This is a genomic window from Shewanella japonica, assembly GCF_002075795.1.
GTDB classification, from domain to species: domain Bacteria; phylum Pseudomonadota; class Gammaproteobacteria; order Enterobacterales; family Shewanellaceae; genus Shewanella; species Shewanella japonica.
In genome coordinates this window covers 4427246-4452035 of the sequence record NZ_CP020472.1, presented here as the reverse complement: position 1 = coordinate 4452035, position 24790 = coordinate 4427246, and the positions used below count along the sequence as shown (strand labels likewise).

The window sequence follows — 24790 nt, the reverse complement described above, 5'->3', positions numbered from 1 at the left end:
TATGCCATTAACCTCGTATCGAATTTAAGGAATACCCGTGAAAATAATTTATACAGACTCATTAGTCGTTGGCGCAGGCCTTGCTGGTTTGCGCGTTGCTATTGCTTCAAAAGAACGCGGTTTAGATACCGTGGTGTTATCGCTTATCCCTGCTAAGCGCTCTCACTCTGCAGCGGCTCAAGGTGGCATGCAAGCGAGCCTTGGTAACACTGTAAAAGGAATGGGTGATGATGAAGATGTCCATTTCCAAGATACTGTAAAAGGGTCTGATTGGGGCTGCGATCAAGACGTAGCAAGAATGTTTGCCCATTGCGCGCCAAAAGCGGTGCGTGAACTGGCTAACTGGGGGGTACCTTGGTCACGTATTACTGCTGGCGATCGCCAAGTGGTAGTGAATGCTGAAAAGGTCACGATTACTGAAGCTGAAAAAGCCCATGGCTTAATTAATGCCCGTGATTTTGGCGGGACTAAAAAATGGCGTACTTGCTATACCGCTGACGGTACAGGTCATTCATTGTTATATGCAGTAGATAATAAAGCCATTGAAATGGACATTCCTGTTCATGAACGTATTGAAGCTTTATCACTTATCCATGATGGCAAACGCTGTCATGGTGTGATTGCACGCTGTTTAATTACAGGTGAATTACGTGCCTATATTGGCAAGGCAACCACTATTGCTACTGGCGGCTATGGTCGTATTTACGAAGTGTCTACCAATGCAATCATCTGTGAAGGTATAGGCCAAGCATTGGCATTAGATACGGGCGTTGCCGCCTTAGGCAACATGGAAGCGGTGCAGTTCCACCCAACAGCCATTGTGCCAGTAGGGATTTTAACCACAGAAGGGTGTCGTGGTGATGGCGGCTTATTACGTGATAAAGATGGTCATCGCTTTATGCCTGACTATGAGCCTGAAAAGAAAGAGCTCGCATCACGTGATGTGGTATCACGGCGCATGACCGAGCATATGCGTAAAGGTAAAGGGGTTGATAGCCCTTATGGCCCACACTTATGGCTCGATATTACTCTGCTTGGCCGTAAACACGTTGAAACCAACTTACGTGAAGTCAAAGAGATTTGTGAAAACTTCCTTGGTATCGACCCTGCGAAAGATTGGATCCCAGTCAGACCGACTCAGCATTACTCAATGGGCGGTATTCGTATTAATGCTACCGGTGAAAGTCCGCAGCTTGCAGGTTTATTCAGTGTCGGTGAGGCAGCCTGTTGGGATATGCATGGCTTTAACCGTTTAGGCGGTAACTCACTAGCAGAAACCGTGGTTGGCGGCATGATTATCGGTAAGTATGTGGCTGATTTTTGTGAGAAGAATACCCTAGAGATTAATACACAAGTCATCGATGACACCATGTCAAAATTACAAGGCGAAATTGATGAGTTATTAGTCGGTGAAGGTACTGAAAACGTATTTGATATCAAACTCGCTATGCAGCGCATTATGATGGATTACGTGGGTATTTTCCGTAATGGCCCTGAGCTTGAAAAAGCCGTCAGCGAGTTAAAAGACTTGCTTAAACGCAGTAAAAATATTGGCCTTAAATGTAAAAAACGTCACGCTAATCCAGAGCTTGTCGAAGCATTAAGAGTCCCGCGTATGCTGCGAGTTGCGCTAACGGTTGCATGTGGTGCTAATGCCCGTACAGAAAGCCGTGGTGCCCATGCCCGTGAAGATTACCCGCAACGTAACGATAAAGAGTGGCTAAACCGCACATTATCAACGTGGCCAGATGAAAATGCACTTGAGCCAGAACTACATTACGAGCAACTTGATGTGATGAAGATGGAGTTGCCACCAGGATATCGTGGCTATGGTAATGATAATGCCGTGGCGCATCCTGATACTGCAGCGCGTGAAGCCCAAATTGCCGATATTCTTGCCAAATTAGGTGATGATGCCGACCGATTTGACAAACAAGCAGCCATCATGCCTTTTGAATTACCCGAAACATTACGTCCTCGTAATGAAAGATTAAGTGACACAAGCCTTGTGTCGGGAGAGAAGTAATGAGTAGCCCACGTACTATCAGTTTTGATATTTTTCGTTATGATCCACAAGATCCTAACGATAAGCCAAAAATGGTGACATACGAGATCACCGAAGCGCCAGGAATGACGGTGTTTATTGCATTAAACTTGCTACGTGAACAACAAGATCCTTCATTGCAGTTCGACTTTGTTTGTCGTGCAGGCATTTGTGGCAGCTGTGCCATGGTGATTAATGGCAAACCAACACTAGCGTGTCGCACACTGACGGCGAATTTCCCTGATGGAAAAATTAAACTTATGCCATTACCAGGATTCGAGCTAATTGGCGATTTATCGGTGAATACGGGCAAGTTTATGCGTGAGCTGGCAGAGCGTTTACAGCTGTGGCTGCAACCAGACAGTAATGACATCGACATTCACCGCTTAGAAAACCCAATGGATCCAGCTGAAGCGGCTAAGTTATATGAATTAGAGCGCTGCGTTGAATGTGGTGTGTGTGTTTCTGCGTGTGCGACCAAACAAATGAAAGACACTTTTGTTGGCGCTGTGGGTATGATGAAAATCGCTCGCTTTGAAATGGACAGCCGTGATACCCGCACTGCGGAAGATTTCTATCATGTGATTGGTAATCAAGATGGTGTATTTGGTTGTATGACCTTATTGGGTTGCCAAGACGCTTGTCCAAAAGATTTACCGCATATGCAGCAAATCGCTTACCTAAGACGTAAGATGGCGCAAACGATTGTGAGCTGTTAATTAATCGCTAAACATTTAAAAGCCGCATATCTGCAGAGGTAAGCGGCTTTTTTGTCTGCCATTTTGAACAAATCAAGGTCATGGAACTTAGTTCACACCAGATCCAGGTTGCAGGTTTCTTTCTTTTATTTCCAAACTCCGTTTGGGTTAACGTCGTGGCGCTTCGCCCACACCAGAGCAAGAAGGGTGAAACTGCTCACCCCTCTTGCATCTCCCCAGCAGCCCGACGAAATTTTCTGGGAAGCGAAAGATTTCCAACGGGGGGATTGATCCAGATTTTAAATTCGTTTGTTGCTAACTTCAGACTTATTCGAAAATTCTAACGCTTCCGATGGTGCATCCATGCACCGCGAAAGCTATGCTCACATCCATGTGAGCATCACGCTATTTTCTTCAACGTCCTCAATTCAAATTGAGCCTTTTAGCTCTTTAAATTGTCATGAATACAGTCAAATCGAAGAGACAATAATTCCAGTGTAGATGCGTTCAAGACCTTCGAAAACAAGGCGAAGTTTCACAGTGTGAAACACTCTGAGCGAGAGGCATGGATGCCGAACTGGCCGCTTAACATGGATGTTATTTGTTTTCGTAGAGCCCACATGGATGTGTTAACGGCGTGTCTTGGATGTATCTGCATAAAAGGTCTCTCTTTCACATCCATGTGATCGCGACATTCGTATATCCTATACAGCACCTGCGGTAGGCAATGGATTAAGTTGAAGTGATAATTTAAGATAACCTAGCCAATAAAAACGAAGTAAAAACATTGAATTAAGCACATAGGCTGTATTAAAGTAAAACCACTTAAGGGTAGAGTTAAGTAGTCTCGAAGATAATCACCAAGCGGAGCATCTAGGGAAGAAAGCTCATTTAATAATGATGTATTAAACAACTCCCATATAAAGTTTACTCTGACTAGACTAATTTTGGCACGACTAATTCCAGAAGGCATCATGGATGTTTATGAGTAAAAAAATAATATTAATCAATATTTTAATATTTTGTGTTGTATCAAGTATGCTTTCTGCGGCTTCTCTTTATGAAAAAGTTACAGATGAACAATATTTGAAATTAGAGTTTCTGCCTTTATGTACAAGTGAGGGACAAACGATTTTTCAAATTACTAATGTTTCCGGTCAAAAGTTGCTGGTAGATCCAGCTTTTATGGAAGTAGATAAATATGATGCTCATCGATTTGGAATTGATTTAGTCAATCTCACTATTTCTGATAGTTACCCGAAAATGACTAGTAAGGCATATGTCGGTGGTCAAGGTGACTGGTATCCAATGGAGGCTGGTGAAGTTATACAGCACAAAATTGGTTTTAGGGAATATGCAGTATCGCCTCTTGATGCTTCAGCTCAATATATGCCAGCTTTCAATGGAATGCCCATCAGGGTGATAACGACTATAGAAGGAAAGAAAGTAACCATGTTTAACGGTGTTTTCGATACAACATTTAGCAGTCAGTTTGGTCCTGAGTGTTGGAAGTAATAAAAAGTAAGGCGCTTCGCCTCGCTTATTATGTAGAATTAGCTAATTTTCAGATTCCCAAAAGCAAGTCAGTTGTAACACATCTATGTCCAAAATAAGTTTCAAACTTTACCCATTAAAGACATTAGCAGATAAAGCTAAACCAAAGGCGCAAGCTTCATTAACTCGGCAATATTTTGCACGCCCAGCTTTTCCATTAACTTTGAGCGGTGAACTTCGATGGTTCTGACAGCCACACATAACTCGTTAGACATCTGTTTGTTGGTTTTGCCTGCAATGACCAGTTTGAATATTTGATGTTCACGCTCAGATAAGGCATCAATCAAAGCCAAATTGTGCATTTTCCAATGTTGCTTAACGCTGTATTTATGGATTGCGCTAGCACTTTGCCTTGTACTGGTTTCTGGAAAAAATCAAAAGCGCCTTGTTTGAAGGCATCTACTGCCATGGGCACATCGCCATGTCCTGGTAAGAAGATAATCGACAACGGGTTTTCGCTTCATTCAATAATTGCTGTACTTCTGGGCCGCTAAGGCCTGGCATTCTGGCATCTAAAATAACGCAACCTGCTAATGACAAATCAACCTGAGTGAGAAAGGCGTCTCCAGAGTTAAAGCTGGTTAGCTGTTAATTAATACCTAAACATTAAAAGCCACATACCTAAAGTGAAGTGGTTTTTTCGTAGGCGAAATCAATTGATGTTGTCAGTTCTTAAACTCTAAAGATTTAATTACTAATAAGTTCAAACTAATACTAACTAATTATTTAAAGTTAAAGATTACTGGTGATGACTCTTTAGTATTGCATCTTGGTAATTATTCTATTGTTTTATATGAGATATTTGCAAAAAAAAAATGTTGATTAATAATTGACACCTTACTGGACTCACACTATTCAAGGATTGAATAATGAAATACTGCCCTGCCATAGTTGGATTACAGCTGGATGAAAAAAGTCTAGCTGCTATAGATAATATCAATGACATCCATGATGTAACAAAACTGGGAAAAATTACGATTTTAATTGGTCAACTATTAACTATTTTTGCAGGGAACACCGTGAGAACGAGTGGAAGCGGTATTAGGTTAATCGAAGATTCATTAGTTTGGAAAACGGTATCATCAGATTCGTCGCAAACTGGGTGGGCAATTACCCAAACTAATTGGGAATATTTTTTTGCCTCGTTTGGAAGTTTAGAAGTTTATGCTAGAAGGCAAATAGAAACAATTGCTGGTATAGAAGCTTATCGAACTTGGAATGATCCTAAGCAGCAGTCTTTTTGGCGAGCAATTCATAATGGGTGTAAAGTTAAATGAAAATCTATGTAACGATAATTCTGTTGGTATTTTCTTGTCATTCTTTAGCTGATGATACTGTTGCTTTTGGGGCTTTAACGTTACAAGAAAAATTTAATTCTTATACAAAGATGCATGACACATGTATGCAAGAGGCTGACAATAATTATCTTTCAAATGAAGTTATTGATGAGTTGAAAATGCTCTCACCTCAAGCTGGTATTGGTTTAGGGTTTTATCGCTATAAAGCTATAGAAGAGTGTGCCCGTGTTGAGTATATGGCACTGCTAACAACGTTATTATCCCTAGAGCTTTTAAATAGAAAAAATCCTCATCAAGCCGTCGAAGATCAGATCAATACTTACAAAACTTTGTTATTCAGTGTGAATAGTATTGAAATGGAGAAATCTTTTTCTGACTTACCAGATACAATAATCAAAAAATTACAAGGTATTTCAGCTATAACAGAACCATTTAATGCTTTTGATGCCTACGATCGAGCTTGGCCGCGATAAGCTATTAATCAATTTCTTGTTGACTGTCTGGTTTAATTAACTTGATATCAAGTTAATTAAACTAAGGGTGCTAGCTTCATTAACTCGGCAATATTTTGCACGCCGAGTTTTTCCATTAACTTTGAGCGATGAACCTCGATAGTTCTGACAGCCACACATAACTCGTTAGACATTTGTTTGTTGGTGTTGCCTGCAATGACCAGTTTGAATATTTGATGTTCACGCTCAGATAGGGCATCAATCAAAGCCAAATTGTGCATTTTCCAATGTTGCTTAACGCTGTATTGCAGCCCTTTTTCTATGGATTGCGCTAGCACTTTGCCTTGTACTGGTTTTTGGAAAAAATCAAAAGCGCCTTGTTTGAAGGCATCCACTGCCATGGGCACATCGCCATGTCCTGTTAAGAAGATAATCGACAACGGGCTTTTCGCTTCATTCAATAATTGCTGTACTTCTGGGCCGCTAAGTCCAGGCATTCTGGCATCTAAAATAACGCAACCTGCTAATGACAAATCAACCTGAGCGAGAAAGGCGTCTCCAGAGTTAAAGCAGGTTAGCTGATAACCGAAGCCTTCCATTAAAAAGCATATTGAATCGATAATGGCTTCATCATCATCGACTAAATAGACTGGGCAATGAATGTCAGTTTGCATGTGTATTCCTTGCAACGTTTTGAATGCATCATTGATAAATATCTCAGTTTGAATCGATATGCGAACTAATTTTATACAAACCATGAAATCCATCACGTTGCGTGATTGCCGCTCATCGTAAGCTTATTATAGTTTTCTAATGAAAGGTTTTATTGTGCTGCGGATATTGCTTTGTTTTATCGCTATTAGCTTTTTGTCACCAGTTTGGGCTAAACCGCAAGAGCTTTATGTCGGTGTGCTTGCCAATTGGGGCGATCAACAGGCGATTGCTCGTTGGACGCCGATGATGGATTACTTGAATGAACAGGTACCTGATACCCGATTTCATGTTTATCCAGGTAATTTCGAAGCCTTGAATGCGGCAATGGAATCAGGAAAAATCCAGTTTATTATTACCAACCCTGGGCAATATCTTTATTTATCCAATCAGTTCCCTTTATCTTGGCTTGCCACGATGCGTTCAAGGCGTCATAACGGCGCTACCTCTGCTATTGGCTCTGCCATTATTGTTAGGGCTGACAGTGATTACCGCACCTTGTACGACTTAAAGCAAAAAACCATTGCGGCTAGTGATCCTCATGCGTTGGGAGGCTATCAAGCTACCATTGGCCTGATGCATAAATTGGGCATGGACACTAAAAATTACTTTAAAGAGATTAAGTTTCTTGGGTTCCCACTCGATCCATTATTGTATCAAGTGCGTGACGGCAACGTGGATGCGGCGATAACGCCATTATGTACCTTTGAAGATATGGTCGAGCGAGGGCTGATTAAAGCGGATGAGTTTCGTATATTAAACCCGAGTCGCCCGAAAGGGTTCGACTGTCAGTGCAGTACTAATCTTTATCCTAACTGGTCGTTTGCTGCGAATGAGAGCGTGGATATTGAACTCAGTAAACATATCACTCAAGCGCTAATGGATTTACCTTCAGATCACCCTGCTGCAATACAAGCAAAACTAAAAGGGTGGACGTCACCTATTAGCCAGCTGGCAGTGATTCAGTTATTCAGTGAGCTTCATGTTGAAGCGTCAGAAGTAAACCGCTGGGACACTTTACTAAAATGGCTTAATGATAATCGTCATTGGGGTGGTTTGGCAGTGCTGTTATTTATCGTCGCGACGGTTTACCACTTATGGATTGAGTATCGATTTCATCAAAAAAGTGAATCGTTAATTGAGTCTGAGCGGCAATTAAAACAACAAGAATTGGCGTTAGAAAAACTGCAAAGTGCTGCCATTATTGGTGAGATTGGCGCAGGGCTCGCACATGAGATTAATCAGCCCATTGCGGCGATTACCAGTTACAGTGAAGGCGCTATTATGAGGCTGGAAAATAATCAGCCTTTTGATGAACAATCAGCCAAAGCATTGCTGACTAAAATCCATCAACAATCCACCCGAGCTGGCGAAGTGGTGCACCGTATTCGTGGCTTATTAAAGCGCAAAGAAGCGGTCATGGTGGATGTCAACATTTTGAGTTTGGTCGATGAGAGTGTGTCATTACTCAAAATTGAATTGGCTAGACACGATATCAGTGTTGAAAACAATATCAAAGGTGAGCCATTTTTTATTACCGCCGATAGAGTTGGCCTGTTGCAGGTGCTGATTAATCTAATTAAAAACAGTATTGATGCGATAAGTGATAGTGCTGAGGCTGTAAAACGAGCCAAAATTGTCATCGCAATGGATTTTAAAGAGCATCAGGTGGATGTTTCTATAATCGATAATGGCCCAGGCTTACCTGAAACATCAGATGCGTTAATGGCAACCTTTTATACCACCAAAGAAAATGGTTTAGGCCTTGGACTTGCGATTTGTAATGAAGTCATCAAGGAGCATGAAGGCGCCTTTAGCCTTAACAATCGACAAGATATTCAATCTGGTTGCATTGCCAAAATCAGTTTGAAGAAAAGAGGCTCTGAGCAAAAAGTGATTGGATAAAGTAAGCTGACTTTATCTGCAGATATAAATTTAGTAGTTTGATTTAATAACAAAAAGACTTCCTTTTAGGCAGTCTTTTTTATTATCTGTTCGAAATGTGGTTTACCACAATAGCGAAAAAAATAGACATGTGTTGGTGGTTTTTTAAACCGTGAACACAGTCACAAAGCAGAAATACCCGCCGAAGATATGTGGTTTACCACAATATTCAATTCGCTTCTTCTGTTTGAGAATGATGAAAACCTTAGAACTACTTAACCGTTATGCCATCCAGTTGATTGGATATTAAAGCAAGCTGATTAAGGTTCTTGGGCATCGTTGTCAATTGGGAGAAGTACCATGAAACTAGATCGGCGAACCTTTATCAAAGGCGCAGGAGCAGGCACAGCAGGTTGTGCACTCGCTGCGCTGCCAGGCTCGATTGCTGCGTTGGGTAGCGTCACTGTGCAAGGGAGTGAAGAGCTAGTCGCAAGTAGCTGCGAGATGTGTTCAACACGTTGTCCTATTTCTGCTCGAGTAGTAAACGGCAAAAACGTTTCTATTTTAGGGAATAAAAAAGCGAAGTCATTTGGCGGGGCTGTGTGTGCCCGTGGTGGCGCTGGTCATAGTTTACTTTACGATAAGCAGCGTATTGTTAAGCCGCTTAAGCGAGTGGGGGAACGTGGCGAAGGCAAATGGGCTGAAATCGAGTGGGATGAAGCCTACAGCCTGATAGCTGAAAACCTCAATAAAATTAAAGCCAAACACGGCGCAGAGTCTGTTGCATTTTCTTCTAAGTCTGGCTCGCTTGAAAGCCACCTTTTTCATCTCGCCAAAACCTTTGGCAGCCCAAATACCTTTACTCACGCATCGACTTGTCCAGCTGGTTATGTGGTTGCAGCTAAAGCCATCTTTGGTGGCAAAATTAAACGTGATTTAAGTAATTCCAAGTACATCATCAACTTCGGTCATAACTTGTATGAAGGCATTAATATGTCTGAAACGCGCGGGATGATGAATGCACAAATGGAAAAGGGCGCCAAGCTAGTGGTATTTGAACCACGCTTTTCTATCGTGGCTGATAAAGCTGATGAGTGGTACGCCATTAAACCAGGTACAGATGTAGCGGTTGCCTTGGCGATTTGTCATACCCTGATTAATGATGATTTATACGATAAAGACTTCGTCGCACAGTACGTTGAAGGCTTTGATGAGTTTGCCAAAGAAGTTAAAAACTACACACCTGAATGGGCTGAAGCGATAAGTGATGTCCCCGCTGAAGATATTCGCCGTATTACCCATGAATACGCTGCTGCAGCGCCTCATGCATTAGTGGATTTTGGTCACCGAGCCTCATTTACAACTGAAGAGTTTGAAATGCGCCGTGCGCTATATGCCGCCAACGTGTTAGTGGGCAATATTGAGCGTAAAGGTGGCTTATATTTCGGTAAAAAAGCGTCTAGCTACAATAAATATGCTGGCGAAACCGTAGCGCCAACCTTGTCAAAGCCAGGGGTGAAAAACCTTCCTAAAATTGATGCTAAACGTATTGATATGGTCGATGAGCAATACGCATTATTGTGGTCATCAGGCGGGGTGTATCAAAGCATTTTAGATGCCACCCTTGAAGCAGTGCCTTATCAATTACACGGCTGGGTTATGAGCCGCACCAACCCAATGCAAACCATGACCGACAGAGCACGGATTGTAGAGTCGATGAAAAAGCTCGACTTTGTTGTCGCATGCGACTTATACATCACCGAAAGCGCAGCTTATGCCGATGTGTTCCTACCTGAATCTACCTACCTTGAACGTGATGAAGAAATTAAGGATAAGTCAGGCAAGAACCCAGCTTATTACGTGCGCCAGCGGGTGGTCGATACCATTGGTGACACTAAGCCAAGCTGGCAGATTTGGAAAGAGGTGGCAGATAAATTAGGCCTAGGTGAGTACTTCCCTTGGGAAAATATGCAGACCTTGCAGATGTTCCAAGTGAATAAAGATATTAGCTTGCTGGATAAAATTAAGCGTGATGGCTGGGTAAGCTACGGCAAACCATTAATGTTACGTGAACCGAGCATGGTGAATGCGTTTGTAACTGAATACGCTAATGCAAAAGCGCCAGATGAAGATAGCACTTATGCCAGCCATCTGAGCTTTAAAACACCGTCAGGCAAGATTGAATTAAGCTCAGATAAAGTGGAAAAAATGGCACCTGGGCGCGGCGTGATTAAATACCGCGAAGTCACCATGAAAAAAGCTGATGAGCTATTTTTCATCCAAGGTAAGGTCGCCGTACATACCAATGGCGCAACGCAAAATGTCCCTATGCTGGCTAACTTGATGTCTGATAATGCCTTGTGGATCCACCCGATAACAGCGGGACATATGGGGATTTCGAGCGGCGATAAAATTCGTATCTTCAATGATACAGGCAGCGAAGAGGGTTATGCCTTAGTCACGCCAGGTATTCGTCCTGATACCGTATTTGCTTATATGGGTTGTGGCTCTAAAAACAAAGAGCTTGCGCGTGCCACAGGCAAGGGTATTCATTGCGGTAACTTACTTCCTCATGTCACGGCTCCGGTAACAGGTATGAACCTACATACTACCGGCGTCAAAATAGCCAAGATTTAATCGGAGTTCATTATGACTAAACGTTATGTCCTTGTGCACGATGAAAATAAGTGCATTGGCTGCCAAGCGTGTAATGTCGCTTGTCGCAGTGAAAATAATGTCCCTGAGTCGGTGACCCGTATTCAGGTAAGAGTTGAGGGGCCTTACGGTAATTTCCCTCACCTGCATTTTAAATACAACCGCGTGTCATGTGAGCAATGTGAAAACGCACCTTGCGTGAAAGTCTGTCCAACTGGAGCGGCTTATGTCAACGATGATGGCATTGTATCCATCAATGAAGGTAAGTGTGTTGGTTGCTTGTATTGCGTGGCGGCGTGTCCTTACAAAGTGCGCTTTATTAATCCTGAAACCCGCGTGCCGGACAAGTGTGACTTCTGTAAAGAAACCCGTTTAGCTCGAGGTGAAGATCCTGCTTGTGTGGCAGTGTGTCCAACCCAAGCGCTGACCTTTGGTGATGCCAATGATTTAACTTCTGAAGTGAGTCAGTTGCTAGACACCAAAAATCATTACCAACAAAAAGTGAATCTAGGCACCGAGCCAAGGGTTTATCGTATTCCTAGCCGTAAAGGAGGGATCAAAGCATGAATAATATCTGGGGCTCAATGGAGCAATACGATCCAGTCGTCTGGAACTGGATAATCGCAGTGTATTTATTTATGGCAGGGTTATCAGCAGGTTCAATGCTGGTGGCAATAGGGCTCAAATGGTACAAGCAAAGCCGAGGTTTACCGACAGAAGGGTTACCGGTGATCAAAGCCGCAGCGGTAGTTGGCCCTGTCTCTATTTGTCTAGGCATGGCGCTATTAGTGCTTGATTTAACCAAGCCATTTGAGTTTTACCATATTCTGCTTAACTACAACTTTACTTCGGTGATGGCTTGGGGGGTATTAGCATTATTATTTTATATCCCGCTGGTGTTTATATTTGCTGGTTTAGTGTTTGAAAAGCAGCTACTTAAATATGCACCCTGGTTAGCTGGCGTGGCTAAAGTATGTCGCCAACTTGAGAATAGCCTTAACAAGTTGATCTTTATATTGGCGATAGGGGTTGGGGTTTACACAGGCTTTTTATTATCAGCGTTGATTAGCTACCCGATATTAAATACTGCTGTGTTACCTGCACTATTTTTAGCATCAGCTTTGTCGGTAGGTTCGGCAGGTAACATTTTGGTTGCGACCTTATTCTTTAGCAAAAAAGAATCTGACTGTATCGAGCAAGTGCATCGTATCGAATATCCTGTGGCCTTTAACGAAGCCTTATGTCTAGTGTTATTGTTTGTTGGGCTTAACTTTTCAGGCCCTGCAGCGCAAGCGGCAACGTCAGCCATCACTACAGGAACGTGGGCGAGTGTATTCTGGTTAGGGGTTGTTGGTTTAGGTTTAGTTGTGCCAGTGCTTGCTAGCACGATTGCACCTAAGTCATGGCGTCATACAAAAGGGTTTTTAATCACGGTTTCTTGTAGCACCATTCTTGGGGTATTAGCCTTACGTCACTTCGTGGTGTATGCAGGGCAAAGTTATATCAGTTAGTCAGTTTAAAACTTGGAGTTTAACCCTCAAAAAAGCCGCTTAACATATACTGTTTAGCGGCTTTATCGTACTCACAATATTTATAGCGTTAGATTATTTCTCACATTAGCTGTGGAAATTGACTCCCGGCGAAAATCACTTATTCCATTATTAATATCAATACTACTACCAGTACTACTATCAGTTTTACATTCCAAGAGCATCACATGTTAATCGAGCATGTTTATTTAGGTTTAAATTTATCCGATGCAATCATGTGCAGTAATGATATAGTCATTTTTATTTAATCATTTGATTCAGATGTTTGAAGAGTATTGATCATGAGTGTTTGTGGCAGTTGCGGATCAAGGACTCGCAATAGATAAGCACCAAAATAACATAGAGGGATTTATGATTTATTGGCCGTTAAATAAGAACATTAGGTTGGTCAGCATACTGGCTATGCTGTTGTTATCTGGATGCGCTTCGCAGCAAGTGAATACCAAAAGTAGTGTGATGGATTACCTTTATCCAAAGTCCAGCGAAGCAGTTATTACCCCTGCAATCCCTCAGTTAACTCTCCCGTTACGGGTTGGTGTTGCGTTTGTTCCTGCAAGTAAAAGTGATAGCTCATCTCATAACTCTTGGACCGGAAATAGTTATTCTGCAGGGTTATCGGAATCTAAGAAAACCGAAATTTTAGAAAGTGTTGCTAGTAACTTTCGGATGTTGGATTTTGTTAGCAGCATAGAAGTGATCCCCTCTGCGTATTTAACTGCTGGTGGTAGTTTTGCTAATTTGTCTCAAATACAAACTATGTATGGTATTGATGTGATCGCATTGGTTTCTTATGACCAAGTACAGTTTACCGATGAGGGCATATTATCGCTAAGCTATTGGACAATTGTCGGTGCTTACGTGGTATCAGGCGAGAAGAATGATACGAATACCTTGATGGATACAGTTGTCTACGATATCGACAGTAAAATGATGCTATTTAGGGCGCCAGGAACCAGTCAGATATCAGGCAGCTCAACACCTATTAATTTAAGTGAAGAGTTAAGAGCAGATAGTATTCAAGGCTTTGAGCAAGCAGCGGATAGTATGGTTATGAATTTAAACACTCAATTGGATAGCTTTAAAAAGAGAGTTAAAGAAAACCCTGATCAAGTAAAAATAACGCATAGTGAAGGTTATAGTTCTAAAGGTGGCGCACTAGGTTTGTTAGATATAACACTGTTTTTCATAATGATGGTATTTGGATTTAGAAACCGAGTAAGTAGAACATAATCAAAAACAGTACCTAAACCCTAAAGTGTTAAATAATTAGCTTTTCTCAGTGCTTTTACTGAAGTATTGCATGCTGACATGTCCGCTTGTTGAAAGTACAGGCACAAAAAAACCACCAATATAGGTGGTTTTTTAATGCAGAATAAACGTTAGGTTTTAGCGCGTTTCATCGCAGTGAAGAACTCATCGTTTGTCTTGGTCATGGCCAATTTATCGATAAGGAATTCCATGCCTGAAACTTCATCCATTGGATTAAGGATTTTACGTAAAATCCACATCTTCTGAAGTTCATCTGGGGTGGTAAGTTTTTCTTCACGACGTGTACCTGAGCGGTTGAAATCAATCGCTGGGAAAACACGTTTTTCAGCTGCTTTACGAGAAAGGTGTAACTCTTGGTTACCAGTACCTTTAAATTCTTCGTAAATGACTTCATCCATCTTAGAACCAGTATCGACAAGCGCTGTTGCAATAATGGTTAAGCTACCACCGTGCTCGATGTTACGTGCAGCACCAAAGAAACGCTTTGGACGGTGCAGGGCGTTAGCGTCAACACCACCGGTCAGAACTTTACCTGATGATGGAATCACGGTGTTGTATGCACGTGCTAGACGCGTGATTGAGTCTAATAAAATCACCACGTCTTTTTTGTGTTCAACTAAACGTTTGGCTTTTTCGATAACCATTTCTGCCACTTGAACGTGACGTGAAGCTGGCTCATCAAAGGTTGAAGCAATCACTTCACCTTTTGCCATGCGTTGCATTTCGGTTACTTCTTCAGGACGTTCGTCAATCAGTAATACCATTAACACCACTTCTGGGTTGTTGTAGGTAATGCTTTGCGCCATGTTTTGAAGTAATAAGGTTTTACCCGCTTTTGGCGGTGCGACAATCAAGCCACGTTGACCTTTACCGATAGGAGAGTATAAATCAAGAATACGCGAGGTAATATCTTCAGTCGAACCATTACCGCGTTCCATGCGTAGGCGATCTTCTGCATGTAGCGGGGTTAAGTTTTCGAATAAGATTTTAGAACGAGAATTTTCAGGCTTGTCGAAGTTTACTTCGTTGACTTTTAGCAGGGCAAAATAGCGTTCACCGTCTTTTGGTGGGCGGATTTTACCAAAGATGGTATCACCGGTACGCATATTGAAGCGTCGAATTTGGCTTGGAGAGACATAAATGTCATCAGGGCCTGCTAAGTAAGAACCATCTGAACTTCTTAAAAATCCGAAACCATCTTGAAGGATTTCTAATACACCGCCACCAAAGATATCTTCACCGCTTTTGGCGTGGGCTTTCAGAATTGAGAAAATGATGTCCTGCTTGCGAGCACGGGCCATATTGTCTAATTTCATGCTTTCAGCGAGTGAAACTAGGTCCGATATAGACGTGTCTTTTAATTCAGTTAAATTCATGTTGGGGGTCTTGTATTACGCGACGATGCTTACCGCAATCAATCATAGGGTATAACGGTGTAAATAAAGTGTGATTGATAAGCGAGTAGGAGTTTAGTTGAAAAAATCTGCTGAATAAATTAGCACTATATGGAGTGTGCGTCCAGAATTTTAGCTAATTATCGGCACAAATTGTTCACATATTGTGCCGATAATCACTATTCAAGCTCAAAATGCGCAGCATCGTCATGATTGATTAGCGTTATTGACTCTCATATATGAGAGTCTCTAAGCCAATAACGAGTCTAACAACAGCACTCGTTATGAATAATATTCAACATTCAATCAGATAGGCTGTGATTCTGATTTGAGGCTTGATTAAGCTTGTGCGTCGATGAACTCTTTTAATTGAGTCTTAGATAGTGCGCCAACTTTAGTCGCTACTAACTCGCTGCCTTTGAACATTAATAATGTCGGGATGCCACGTACACCGTACTTAGCAGGTGAAACATTATTTTGGTCAACGTTAAGTTTAGCTACTGTTAGCTTACCTGCGTACTCTTCAGCTACGTCATCTAAGATTGGGGCAATCATTTTACAAGGACCACACCACTCAGCCCAGAAGTCTACCAATACAGGTAATTCTGAGTTAATAACGTCATTTTCGAAGCTGTCATCGCTTAGGTATACAATTTTATCGCTCATGTAAATCTCCAGATTTGGCACCATTGCTAGTTTATTAATGGCTTACCATGTATATTGGGGCGGTTAAATAGTTTTCAAGTAAACGTGTGGGCTATTTCAAACGATTAAGTCTTTTTTTGCAACACTAACGAGTATGCTTGTGCTATGAGCGAAACACATTTATCTACCCAAAGATTCGCCGACTTCCCTCTGAAACCAGAGGTTGTTCAGGCTTTAAACGAAAATGGCTTTGAATTTTGTACGCCGATACAGGCGTTATCTCTCCCCATTTTATTACAACAAAAAGATATTGCAGGTCAGGCACAAACAGGTACTGGCAAGACAATGGCTTTTTTGGTTGCAACCTTTAACCATCTTTTATCCGTTGCCGTGCCAGAAGGGCGACAAGTCAATCAGCCACGTTCAATTATCATGGCGCCGACTCGCGAATTAGCGATTCAGATTGCAAAAGATGCCAAATTATTAGAAAAACATACCGGCTTAAAAGTGGGTATTGTTTATGGCGGTGAAAGCTATGATGTTCAACGCCAAGTGCTTGATGCTGGTGTTGATATCCTTATTGGCACAACGGGTCGTATTATTGATTACGTTCGCCAAGGTGTGATTAGTTTGAACTCGATTCAAGCTGTCGTATTAGATGAAGCTGACCGTATGTTCGACTTAGGCTTTATTAAAGATATCCGTTTCTTGTTTAGACGTATGCCTGATGCGAAATCTCGCTTGAATATGCTTTATTCAGCGACATTATCAATGAAGGTACAAGAGCTAGCTTATGATCATATGAATGATCCTGAGAAAGTCGAAATTGCGCCTGAGCAAAAAACGTCAAAAAACATCAAAGAAGAAATTTTTTACCCTTCAACAGATGACAAAATGCGCTTGTTGCTAACATTATTAGAAGAAGACTGGCCAGAAAAAGCCATTGTATTTTCTAATACCAAGCACAGCTGCGAAAAAGTATGGTCATGGTTAGAAGGTGATGGTCATCGTGTTGGATTACTGACAGGTGACGTGCCGCAAAAGAAACGAATTCGTATTCTTGAGCAATTTACTAATGGTTCGCTTGATGTGTTAGTGGCAACTGATGTTGCTGCGCGTGGCTTACATATTTCTGATGTATCTCATGTATATAACTATGACTTACCGGATGACTGTGAAGATTATGTTCACCGTATTGGCCGTACTGGCCGTGCAGGTCAAAAAGGCGTGTCAGTGAGTTTTGCCTGTGAAGAATATGCATTAAACTTACCTGCAATTGAGACTTACATTAAGCACTCAATTCCAGTGACAAATTACGATCGTGAAGCGTTACTTGATGATTTACCGCCACCAGTGCGTATTCATCGTAAACACCCAACGACTCGTGGTCGTGATGGTGCTAACCGTAATGGTGCTCACCGCAGTGGTGGTCGTCCACCTCAAAGGAATCGCAGACACTCGTAAATGACTGTTTCAGCTACATTACCCTGTTACGCCGCGATAACGCTTGGCTCAAATAGCTTTAATATGTTGGTTGCCCAAACATTGGATGGCCAACCAACGATTATTGCTAAATATAAGCAAAAGGTGCGCTTGGCTGAAGGTATTGGCGAGGATAATCGCTTAGCTGAACATGTGTTACAGCGTGGTCTTGATTGCTTGCAAATGTTTGCTGATATGCTTGAAAAACATCAAGTCGCTCAGCAACATGTTGCTGTTTTTGCCACAGCAACACTCCGTGTTATTTCTAATGCGGCTGAATTCCATCAACGTGCGTTACCGATATTAGGTCACCCTATCGAAGTGATTAGTGGTTTACGTGAAGCTGAGCTTATTTATCAAGGCATGGCAGCGACAACAGAAGGTGATGGCCAGCGTTTAGTGATTGATATTGGCGGCGCAAGTACCGAGTTTATTATTGGTAATGGCAACGAAGTGCTATTTAAAACCAGCTTAGATTTTGGTTGTGTGCGCTTTAATCAACAGTTTTTCAATCAAGTCCCTCATCAACTTCAGCACTTTGAACAAGCTAAAGCAGCGGTGTCTGATGCGTTGCTTCCTCATAGTGAATTACTTAGAGAGCTAGGTTGGCAAGGCGTGGTTGGTGCCTCAGGCGCGGTTCAGTCCGTGGTTTCGGTACTGAATCATCGTGAGCTATCTGAAATCATTACACTGAAAGTCTTATATCGATTTCGTGATGAAGTGTTGGCGCAAAAGAATGAATCTTTGCATCATATTCAAGGCTTATCTGAAGAAAAAGCACCGACTTTTGCTTCAGGCATCGCCATATTAATCGCCTTATTTGAATTGCTTGATATTGAGTCGCTAAATTTATCTGGCGGCGCACTTCGAGAAGGGGTGCTGAAAATGTTGGCTGACAGAGTTGAGCTGGGCTAAGATTTGAAAAAGTGCTTGTTATGAGCGATCAAAAAAGGACCTAAATAGGTCCTTTTTTATTGTGGCGTATTTGATTTATTTAACGATATTCAATAAATCTTGCTCTAGTGTCACTTCAGGGCTTTCTACGATACGGCCAATCTCTTTATTGTCTTGTTCAACGATAAAGGTTGGGATACGTGTAAAGTCATAGTTAGCGGCTAAACCTTCAGGATCAAGCTTGCTGCGATCAACACCAATGTAGGTAACGGTGATATTCGGGTTAGCAACTTCTTCGATTAGCTTCATGAAACGTGGTGTTTCACGATGACAATCAGGGCACCAAGTTCCAATAATCACAACCACATTTGTTGGCGTGGTAATGGCTTTTAATGCTGAGATAGTCGCGGCATCTGTTTGATAGTTTTCAAACTCTTCTGCATAGCCTGGTAAATCTTTTTCTAATGCTGAAATTTCAACAATACCTGTGATAATCACTTCTTGTTTCTCCTCGCTACATGTTGCCATGAAGCCTGATTGCTCTTCATCAAACGCACAGCCGCTGCTAGCTAAGGCTGAACCTACAACCAATTGGCTGCTAAAGAAAAGGGCGGTTGTGGCTAATAATGTTTTAACAGTTTTATGCATGATAAAGTCTCATGAAAGAAGAATGCAATAATTCAATCATTTTGACGTAAGTTAGGGAAGTTGAATATGAGCGACCTGTTAGCTAGATCACTCACAAGGGCAATAATTCAAAGAGAACTTTGAACTTGCCCATAAGTGCGATAAATACTGTTACAGATATAAGAATCTTATTGCATATCATATTCCTGATGCGCGTTTTTTGTCCTTTTGGGGCTGTTTTTCTGTCGAGAAAATATGCCAAGACTTTTCAATTCCTGATTCTTGCCACTTAGCCACAGCAACTAATCTGTGTTCACGTCCCTTGATGGCTGCTGGGATCATATTATCTTCAAAATACACTTGCGAAGTAATGTTTTGCTTGTTGATCCCTTGCGCCACAATCAAGCGGGTAATTTCTTCGGTGCGCTTTTTAGCGAGTTCATGGTTATAGGTATCGCTACCCTCGGGGCTTGTATCACCAATCAAATAAATCTTCGCGTCTGGGTGGTGTTTGACTGCGTTTACCATTTTAGCCAAACGATTCGATTCATACTCAGTCAGTGTGTGTTTATCAAATTCAAACATCACCACACGGCTGGCTTTTTTCTCCACGGTGACGGCATTCTCGCAGCCATCGTTATTGATAACTGAACCGTCAGGAGTCGTTAAGCACAGATCTCGAGCTGTGATAACACCATCGGCATCGACATCGGTTAAATCACGACTTTGCTGTTCAACCATGGCTGGTTTAGGTGTTTCAATACAGGCTGATAGCATCAATGCCACGAGGCAAAGCGGAAGCATGTTAAGGTGTTTCATATTACTTCTCCTCTTGCCATTGTGTTGGGGTGTCGACTCTAAATGATTCAATGAGTTGACCTGTGGCATTAATTAATCGATACGATGCAATATGATAATTGTAATAGGCGCTAAGGTAGTTTTTTCTGGCTAAATAGACTTCTACTTTGGCATCTAACACATCAAGAAGTGAACGTCTTCCTAGCTCAAATTGACGTTGATAGCCTTGCTCTGCTTGCACGGCTTGGTCCACATTCACTTGATAAAACTTACGTTGCTGGCCAACAAATTCATAGGCGTTCCAAGCAAGTCGAGTGCCTTCAATTACTTGTTTTTCAGTTTGCTGACGAATTGATTTTGCTTGTTGTACTTGCCAGGCCGCGGCTTCTGCTCGGTCATTGGTTGAACCGCCATTATAGAGGTCATAACTGAGCATTAGCATGGCTCGTGCATCTTCATCAGGCCCTTCAATCCCACCAATGTTGTCATTTTTATTGGCTTGTAACTCGATTGATAACTTAGGCCAGTAGTCACTTTTTTCTCGCTCATACTGTGACGAAGCAGCTTGAGTATCGTTTATGGCCGCATCAATTTCTGGATGGTTCTTAACGGCTTGCTCTAGTGCCAGCTTGAGTGATGTAGGTACATAATTAAAATCGGGTTTGGCATCATGCAGCTCTGTGGGAAGTTGGCCAACTAGGTCGTAATAACGAGCTTGTAAATCCATTTGCTCATTGCGCGCAGCAAGGTATCCCGATTGACTTGTTGCTACACGGGCTTTGACTTGCGCGACGTCTGATTCACTACTCAGGCCTTTTGCTTGACGCAAAATAATGTCTTTTAAGATGTCTTCGTGTTCGACAATATTACGTTCAGCAAGCCCCACTACACGGTTAGACAGCATTAAATTGAGATACACTGTTGCGACATCTAAGCTGAGGTTTTCAGCTTCAGAAATCAGCCCAAAGCGTTCAGCCTCTTGTTCAAATTCGAGGCGGTCAATTTCTGAAGTGGTTCTAAAACCATCAAATAATAGCTGCGACACTTTCACGCCTAACTCGGTGCGATTTAAATCAGTATCGACGCGTTGGCCGCTGTTATAGCGCACCTCTTCATAGCCTACACCACCATACAACTTCACTTGGGGTAAATAGTCTCCTACTGCGGCTTTCTTATAGCGAACAGCAGCTTCAAAGCTAGCGTATTTTTGCTGCAGCCTAGGGTGATGATTTATCGCTTCAGCCACCGATTGTTCTAGCGTCATTGCTTGAACTTGAGTGGACATCACTAAAGCAGAAATGAATAGCAGTTTTTGCATAGTATCCTTACCTTCTGGTACCTTTACGGTTCTCTTAGTGCATTTGCTTTGGCTCGTAATAATGGTTTAAGCCAGTAATTTAAAACTGTTTTTTGACCGGTCAAAACATCTGTAGAAGCTTGCATTCCGGGGATAATTGGCCAGCCATTGAGCTGAGTTTCATCTGTTTTTATGTGCGCCTCATAATAGGTGGTGCCATCTTCTAGTTGCTGGGCATCTGGACTGACATAAATCACCTCACCTTTAATGCCACCATAAATGACAAAATCATAAGCGGTAAATTTCACCATGGCTTGCAGTCCAGTATGGACAAATGCGATGTCCTTGGGCGCTATTTGGCTTTCAATAATCAGTTGATCATCTTGCGGCACTATTTCCATGATAACTTGCCCCGGTTCAACAACTTGACCAGCGGAGCGCACCAGAATATTCGACACGCTACCAGTGACTGGCGTAGTGATTTGGGTGCGTTCGAGCCTATCGGCTAGCGCTTTCATGTTTTCGGTTAACGCTGAGAGTTCGTTACTGGTTTTATTGCGCTCATCGGTCATGCGATTAATAAAATCGAGTGCCACATTGCGACGTTCTGCAACTGCTTGACTGATCGCGGCCTGAAGCTGTCTTTCACTGGCTTGCGAGGCAGATAATTCTCCCTGTAAACGAACCGCGTCTCGCTCAAGTTTTAATAGCTCAAGTTCGGCAACGGCGCCTTCACTAACCGCTTCACGGGTCATACGGATTTCTTGTTTCGCCATGCTAAGACCACTGCGTTGAGCCTCAATATTAATATTCACTTCTTCTTTGGCTTGGCGTTTTTGCTCGACGATTTGCGCTGTTTGATCTAATTGCGATATTAGTTGTGAGAGTTGCGATGAGTATATTGCTTGAGCACGACGATTGGCTGAAGGGTCTGCAATCTCAAACTGTTGCGGACTGACTTGCACTTGTGAAAACCATAACGGTTCATTTTCATTGATTTGCACACTTTCAAGTAATGCTTCTAATCGTGTGAGTTGGTTTTTTAAGGCAACGCTATTGAGTCTTGCCTCATGGAATGCTGAGGCAAATCGTAACTCATCTATCACTAATAAAGTTTGTCCCGCATTAACGGTATCGCCTTCTTTGACTAAAATTTCTTTTAAGCTGCCGCCATCTAAACTTTCTATTTGCTGAACGGCTGTGGCTGGTACCACTTTGCCTTCGCCAACCACCACCTCTTCTAAGGTGGCGAAGGCAGCCCAAGTAATCGTGGCCAAAAGCAAGGCAACAGTCAGCATGATGACAGTGTTGGCACGTTTTGCCCCTTCAAGGTGTTTGATGTGCATGTTGGCACTCATGATTTCACCTCATTGCTTGTGTGCTGGCGCACATTGACCGCTTTAATTCGGCGCTTACTGGGCTCAATAAATTCACTGGCAGATTTCTCGCCGATTATCGCCCCTTTATCCATTACTATGATGCGATCACAAAGACTCAATACTTTGGGGTTATGGGATGAGATTAACAGGGTGCAATCAGCGGTATTCATTTTCAGGCTACTGATAATTTGTGTTTCACTGCGCTCATCCATGGCACTTGTTGGCTCATCTAATATCAGTAGTTTTGGTTGCCTGAGTAAAGTACGGCAAAGGGCAATAGCTTGACGTTGTCCGCCCGATAATTGGCGGCCAAATTCACCCACTTGGCTGTTTAAACCACTGCCGAGTCTATCCATTAACTTATCGATACCCGTATTCATCATGGTTTTAGCCAGTAATGCTTCATCCACGTGCTGGAGTCCGTAAAGTAAGTTGTCTAGGACGGTGCCATAAACTAAACAGGGTTGCTGACTCATATAACCGATATGGTCACGAAGCCGATTAACTGACCATTGTTGCGCTTCGAGTTGATTGTAAAAAAGTTGACCTTCATTTAATTGATACTGCCCTGCAATGAGTGCCAGTAATGTTGATTTCCCCGCACCTGCAGGGCCATAAAAACCGACTTTTTCTCCTGCTTTAATATCAAGGGATATGTCATTAAATGCAGTTAGTGGCTGCTCTGGGTAACTGAAACTTGCGTGTCGTAGATGTAGGCTGCCATTAAATGGAAATTGCGACACACTCATTGATTGCTGCTGGTTTTCTTGGGGTAAAGACAAGATAGATTCAACCGAAGTAATTGCTGAGCGAGTCTGTTGGTATTTTAGTAATAGCATGGCTATTTGGTTGATAGCACTTGAGGCGCGTCCGCTGAGCATGACGATGGCGATAAGCCCGCCCATACTCAAGTTACCCTGATGAATTTGATAAACGCCAGTAATAATTAGGCCAATGGACACTAGCTGCTGACAATTCATCACACTATGGCTTAGGGTATTTGAGCTAATACGGGACTCATTTTGCCAATCTGCAAGACTACTGACGGTTTCATGCCAAATACGTGAGGCTTTAGCTTGACCGTTATTTTGTTTAATTTCGGCTAGCATATTTAGGCTTTCGACTAGATGTGCTTGGCGCTGAGTAGACAGTTTTGATGATTCTTCTATGGTCACTGATAAGCGCTTTTACATAAAAACACTCAGTAAAATGAGTACGAGCATGCAGGTTAATGGCACAAACACCATGACGCCACCTAACCATGCAATTAAGAGTAAAAATAATAGGGTAAAAGGTAAATCCACTGCCGTGACAAGGGTAACTGATGTGATGAAGTCACGAATGCTATCAAATTCTTGTAATTGTTTAGCGAAAGCCCCTGATGATGCAGGGCGGTTTTCAAGCCGCATTCCGACGACTTTTTCAAATAATGTGCTTGAAAGTTTAATATCAACTTGCTTGCCAGCGACGTCTGCAAGACGGGTACGAGCTTGGCGCAGTAACCAGTCAAAAACAATCGCAATGGATGCACCGCTAGCGAGGACCCATAAGGTATCAATGGCTTGGTTGGGCACAACGCGGTCATACACATTCATGGTAAATAATGGTGTGACTAAGGCGAGTAAATTAATGGCCAGAGAACCAATCAGAAAGCTGCCGTAAAACGGTTTTACTTCATCAAATGCGGCTAAAAGCCAATGTCTTTTGGTCTCTTTGTGGTGCTCAGTACCTCGCTCGTCGAGTTGTTCGAGTGGCTTGAGATACCAACACAGGCTGTTTTTTTGAGGAAACTGTTGGCTTAATTGTTTGGGTGAGATTGTTGATTGTTCACCAGCAGCATTGAGTAAGGTAAAACCTGCAGCTTGTTTTTGGGTAATGAGAAAAACCTGTTGATTAGCATCGGTCAGGAGTGCAGGTAGCGCTAAATGCTGGCTATCAATTTTTTGCGAAGCAGCGTCCAAGCTTATTTTGGCCATCGCCGTGGTGAGTTGGATGGCGATGTCCTTTTGTACAGGCAGTGCCTGCTGCACTTGTTCAGTGCTAATGCTTAAGCCAAAGTGAGCTTTGGCTAATACTAGAATATTAACTAAGGCTTCATGTTGAGCTATATCGGCATGACTGCTATCTGTAACTGACATTGTAATATTGCGTATCCTTAT

Annotated in this window: 22 protein-coding genes; 12 read left to right on the top strand and 10 right to left on the bottom strand. The window is 42.4% G+C overall.

All coding sequences use genetic code 11. From position 1 onward, the window contains the following. Positions 1 to 37: 37 nt before the first annotated feature. The 3 genes from SJ2017_RS19080 (at position 38) to SJ2017_RS19070 (ending at position 4257) form a co-directional block, all read left to right on the top strand. Positions 38 to 2026 carry a fumarate reductase flavoprotein subunit gene (locus tag SJ2017_RS19080; RefSeq protein WP_080916971.1) on the top strand — a complete coding sequence of 663 codons (1989 nt, stop codon included), beginning with the start codon at positions 38 to 40 and terminating at the stop codon, positions 2024 to 2026. Beyond that, a complete protein-coding gene (locus tag SJ2017_RS19075) occupies positions 2026 to 2763 on the top strand; it encodes a fumarate reductase iron-sulfur subunit (RefSeq protein WP_080916969.1) in 738 nt (245 codons plus the stop codon). Before SJ2017_RS19080 ends, SJ2017_RS19075 begins: the two co-directional genes overlap by 1 nt. 957 nt (positions 2764 to 3720) lie before the next feature. Then, positions 3721 to 4257, top strand: coding sequence for a hypothetical protein (locus tag SJ2017_RS19070; protein ID WP_080916967.1), 537 nt, complete (start codon positions 3721 to 3723; stop codon positions 4255 to 4257). Between the two features lie 137 nt (positions 4258 to 4394). Here the strand turns inward: SJ2017_RS19070 and SJ2017_RS21785 are convergent, their stop codons facing one another. Beyond that, positions 4395 to 4598 (bottom strand): response regulator transcription factor, encoded by a 204-nt coding sequence (locus tag SJ2017_RS21785; RefSeq protein ID WP_244899732.1) that lies wholly within the window; start codon positions 4596 to 4598, stop codon positions 4395 to 4397. 567 nt (positions 4599 to 5165) lie between these two features. Between SJ2017_RS21785 and SJ2017_RS19060 the strand changes: the two genes are divergently transcribed. Together SJ2017_RS19060 and SJ2017_RS19055 are read left to right on the top strand one after the other, a co-directional pair. Continuing rightward, the gene (locus SJ2017_RS19060; protein ID WP_080916966.1) at positions 5166 to 5573 is read left to right on the top strand and encodes a hypothetical protein; all 408 of its coding nucleotides are present in this window, start codon (positions 5166 to 5168) and stop codon (positions 5571 to 5573) included. Further along, positions 5570 to 6067 (top strand): hypothetical protein, encoded by a 498-nt coding sequence (locus tag SJ2017_RS19055; protein ID WP_080916964.1) that lies wholly within the window; start codon positions 5570 to 5572, stop codon positions 6065 to 6067. Before SJ2017_RS19060 ends, SJ2017_RS19055 begins: the two co-directional genes overlap by 4 nt. Before the next feature lie 56 nt (positions 6068 to 6123). Here the strand turns inward: SJ2017_RS19055 and SJ2017_RS19050 are convergent, their stop codons facing one another. Continuing rightward, entirely contained in the window at positions 6124 to 6720 is a 597-nt protein-coding gene (locus SJ2017_RS19050) for a response regulator transcription factor (RefSeq protein ID WP_080916963.1), read from the bottom strand. Between the two features lie 139 nt (positions 6721 to 6859). On the opposite strand from SJ2017_RS19050, the gene SJ2017_RS19045 reads away from it, so the two are divergent. From SJ2017_RS19045 to rhlP, 5 genes are all read left to right on the top strand, one after another. Next, positions 6860 to 8662, top strand: a complete 1803-nt coding sequence (locus SJ2017_RS19045) for a sensor histidine kinase (RefSeq protein ID WP_244899731.1) — start codon at positions 6860 to 6862, stop codon at positions 8660 to 8662. Between the two features lie 339 nt (positions 8663 to 9001). Then, positions 9002 to 11278, top strand: a complete 2277-nt coding sequence (gene phsA / locus SJ2017_RS19040; protein WP_080916961.1) for a thiosulfate reductase PhsA — start codon at positions 9002 to 9004, stop codon at positions 11276 to 11278. 12 nt (positions 11279 to 11290) lie between these two features. After that, positions 11291 to 11863 carry a 4Fe-4S dicluster domain-containing protein gene (locus SJ2017_RS19035; RefSeq protein ID WP_080916960.1) on the top strand — a complete coding sequence of 191 codons (573 nt, stop codon included), beginning with the start codon at positions 11291 to 11293 and terminating at the stop codon, positions 11861 to 11863. Further along, the gene (gene nrfD, locus SJ2017_RS19030; protein ID WP_055023580.1) at positions 11860 to 12807 is read left to right on the top strand and encodes an NrfD/PsrC family molybdoenzyme membrane anchor subunit; all 948 of its coding nucleotides are present in this window, start codon (positions 11860 to 11862) and stop codon (positions 12805 to 12807) included. Before SJ2017_RS19035 ends, nrfD begins: the two co-directional genes overlap by 4 nt. 390 nt (positions 12808 to 13197) lie before the next feature. Next, a complete protein-coding gene (rhlP, locus tag SJ2017_RS19025) occupies positions 13198 to 14076 on the top strand; it encodes a rhombotarget lipoprotein (protein ID WP_080916958.1) in 879 nt (292 codons plus the stop codon). 149 nt (positions 14077 to 14225) lie between these two features. On the opposite strand, the gene rho is transcribed toward rhlP, so the two are convergent. Together rho and trxA are read right to left on the bottom strand one after the other, a co-directional pair. After that, positions 14226 to 15491, bottom strand: coding sequence for a transcription termination factor Rho (gene rho, locus SJ2017_RS19020; protein ID WP_080916957.1), 1266 nt, complete (start codon positions 15489 to 15491; stop codon positions 14226 to 14228). A gap of 357 nt (positions 15492 to 15848) precedes the next feature. Continuing rightward, positions 15849 to 16175: a thioredoxin TrxA gene (gene trxA / locus SJ2017_RS19015; RefSeq protein ID WP_080916954.1), complete on the bottom strand. Its 327-nt coding sequence runs from the start codon at positions 16173 to 16175 to the stop codon at positions 15849 to 15851. 144 nt (positions 16176 to 16319) lie between these two features. Between trxA and rhlB the strand changes: the two genes are divergently transcribed. Together rhlB and SJ2017_RS19005 are read left to right on the top strand one after the other, a co-directional pair. Continuing rightward, positions 16320 to 17618: an ATP-dependent RNA helicase RhlB gene (rhlB, locus tag SJ2017_RS19010; protein ID WP_055023576.1), complete on the top strand. Its 1299-nt coding sequence runs from the start codon at positions 16320 to 16322 to the stop codon at positions 17616 to 17618. Continuing rightward, entirely contained in the window at positions 17619 to 18551 is a 933-nt protein-coding gene (locus SJ2017_RS19005) for a Ppx/GppA phosphatase family protein (RefSeq protein WP_080916953.1), read from the top strand. Positions 18552 to 18626: 75 nt separating this feature from the next. On the opposite strand, the gene SJ2017_RS19000 is transcribed toward SJ2017_RS19005, so the two are convergent. The 6 genes from SJ2017_RS19000 to SJ2017_RS21775 all read right to left on the bottom strand — a co-directional run bounded on the left by SJ2017_RS19000 (position 18627) and on the right by SJ2017_RS21775 (position 24769). Continuing rightward, positions 18627 to 19178 (bottom strand): thioredoxin family protein, encoded by a 552-nt coding sequence (locus tag SJ2017_RS19000; protein ID WP_055023574.1) that lies wholly within the window; start codon positions 19176 to 19178, stop codon positions 18627 to 18629. Positions 19179 to 19355: 177 nt separating this feature from the next. Then, complete coding sequence (locus tag SJ2017_RS18995; protein WP_167692946.1) at positions 19356 to 19976, bottom strand: OmpA family protein; 621 nt, start codon at positions 19974 to 19976, stop codon at positions 19356 to 19358. 1 nt (position 19977) lies between these two features. Beyond that, positions 19978 to 21273: a TolC family outer membrane protein gene (locus SJ2017_RS18990; protein ID WP_055023572.1), complete on the bottom strand. Its 1296-nt coding sequence runs from the start codon at positions 21271 to 21273 to the stop codon at positions 19978 to 19980. Between the two features lie 23 nt (positions 21274 to 21296). Further along, positions 21297 to 22610: an HlyD family type I secretion periplasmic adaptor subunit gene (locus SJ2017_RS18985; protein WP_080916950.1), complete on the bottom strand. Its 1314-nt coding sequence runs from the start codon at positions 22608 to 22610 to the stop codon at positions 21297 to 21299. Further along, positions 22607 to 23806: an ATP-binding cassette domain-containing protein gene (locus SJ2017_RS21780; protein ID WP_244899730.1), complete on the bottom strand. Its 1200-nt coding sequence runs from the start codon at positions 23804 to 23806 to the stop codon at positions 22607 to 22609. Before SJ2017_RS21780 ends, SJ2017_RS18985 begins: the two co-directional genes overlap by 4 nt. Positions 23807 to 23818: 12 nt before the next feature. After that, on the bottom strand, positions 23819 to 24769 hold the full coding sequence (locus SJ2017_RS21775; RefSeq protein WP_244899729.1) for a type I secretion system permease/ATPase: 951 nt from the start codon (positions 24767 to 24769) through the stop codon (positions 23819 to 23821). Between the last annotated feature and the right edge of the window lie 21 nt (positions 24770 to 24790).

Coding starts and splice junctions, on each gene's coding strand:
- SJ2017_RS19035 (WP_080916960.1), top strand. CDS start 11,291: ATGACTAAACGTTATGTCCTTGTGCACGATGAAAATAAGTGCATTGGC.
- SJ2017_RS19075 (WP_080916969.1), top strand. CDS start 2,026: ATGAGTAGCCCACGTACTATCAGTTTTGATATTTTTCGTTATGATCCA.
- rhlP (WP_080916958.1), top strand. CDS start 13,198: ATGATTTATTGGCCGTTAAATAAGAACATTAGGTTGGTCAGCATACTG.
- SJ2017_RS19005 (WP_080916953.1), top strand. CDS start 17,619: ATGACTGTTTCAGCTACATTACCCTGTTACGCCGCGATAACGCTTGGC.
- trxA (WP_080916954.1), bottom strand. CDS start 16,175: ATGAGCGATAAAATTGTATACCTAAGCGATGACAGCTTCGAAAATGAC.
- SJ2017_RS19000 (WP_055023574.1), bottom strand. CDS start 19,178: ATGCATAAAACTGTTAAAACATTATTAGCCACAACCGCCCTTTTCTTT.
- SJ2017_RS19060 (WP_080916966.1), top strand. CDS start 5,166: ATGAAATACTGCCCTGCCATAGTTGGATTACAGCTGGATGAAAAAAGT.
- phsA (WP_080916961.1), top strand. CDS start 9,002: ATGAAACTAGATCGGCGAACCTTTATCAAAGGCGCAGGAGCAGGCACA.
- SJ2017_RS21785 (WP_244899732.1), bottom strand. CDS start 4,598: ATGCACAATTTGGCTTTGATTGATGCCTTATCTGAGCGTGAACATCAA.
- nrfD (WP_055023580.1), top strand. CDS start 11,860: ATGAATAATATCTGGGGCTCAATGGAGCAATACGATCCAGTCGTCTGG.
- SJ2017_RS19070 (WP_080916967.1), top strand. CDS start 3,721: ATGTTTATGAGTAAAAAAATAATATTAATCAATATTTTAATATTTTGT.
- SJ2017_RS18995 (WP_167692946.1), bottom strand. CDS start 19,976: ATGAAACACCTTAACATGCTTCCGCTTTGCCTCGTGGCATTGATGCTA.
- SJ2017_RS19045 (WP_244899731.1), top strand. CDS start 6,860: ATGAAAGGTTTTATTGTGCTGCGGATATTGCTTTGTTTTATCGCTATT.
- SJ2017_RS19055 (WP_080916964.1), top strand. CDS start 5,570: ATGAAAATCTATGTAACGATAATTCTGTTGGTATTTTCTTGTCATTCT.
- SJ2017_RS18985 (WP_080916950.1), bottom strand. CDS start 22,610: ATGAGTGCCAACATGCACATCAAACACCTTGAAGGGGCAAAACGTGCC.
- SJ2017_RS18990 (WP_055023572.1), bottom strand. CDS start 21,273: ATGCAAAAACTGCTATTCATTTCTGCTTTAGTGATGTCCACTCAAGTT.
- SJ2017_RS21775 (WP_244899729.1), bottom strand. CDS start 24,769: ATGTCAGTTACAGATAGCAGTCATGCCGATATAGCTCAACATGAAGCC.
- rho (WP_080916957.1), bottom strand. CDS start 15,491: ATGAATTTAACTGAATTAAAAGACACGTCTATATCGGACCTAGTTTCA.
- rhlB (WP_055023576.1), top strand. CDS start 16,320: ATGAGCGAAACACATTTATCTACCCAAAGATTCGCCGACTTCCCTCTG.
- SJ2017_RS19050 (WP_080916963.1), bottom strand. CDS start 6,720: ATGCAAACTGACATTCATTGCCCAGTCTATTTAGTCGATGATGATGAA.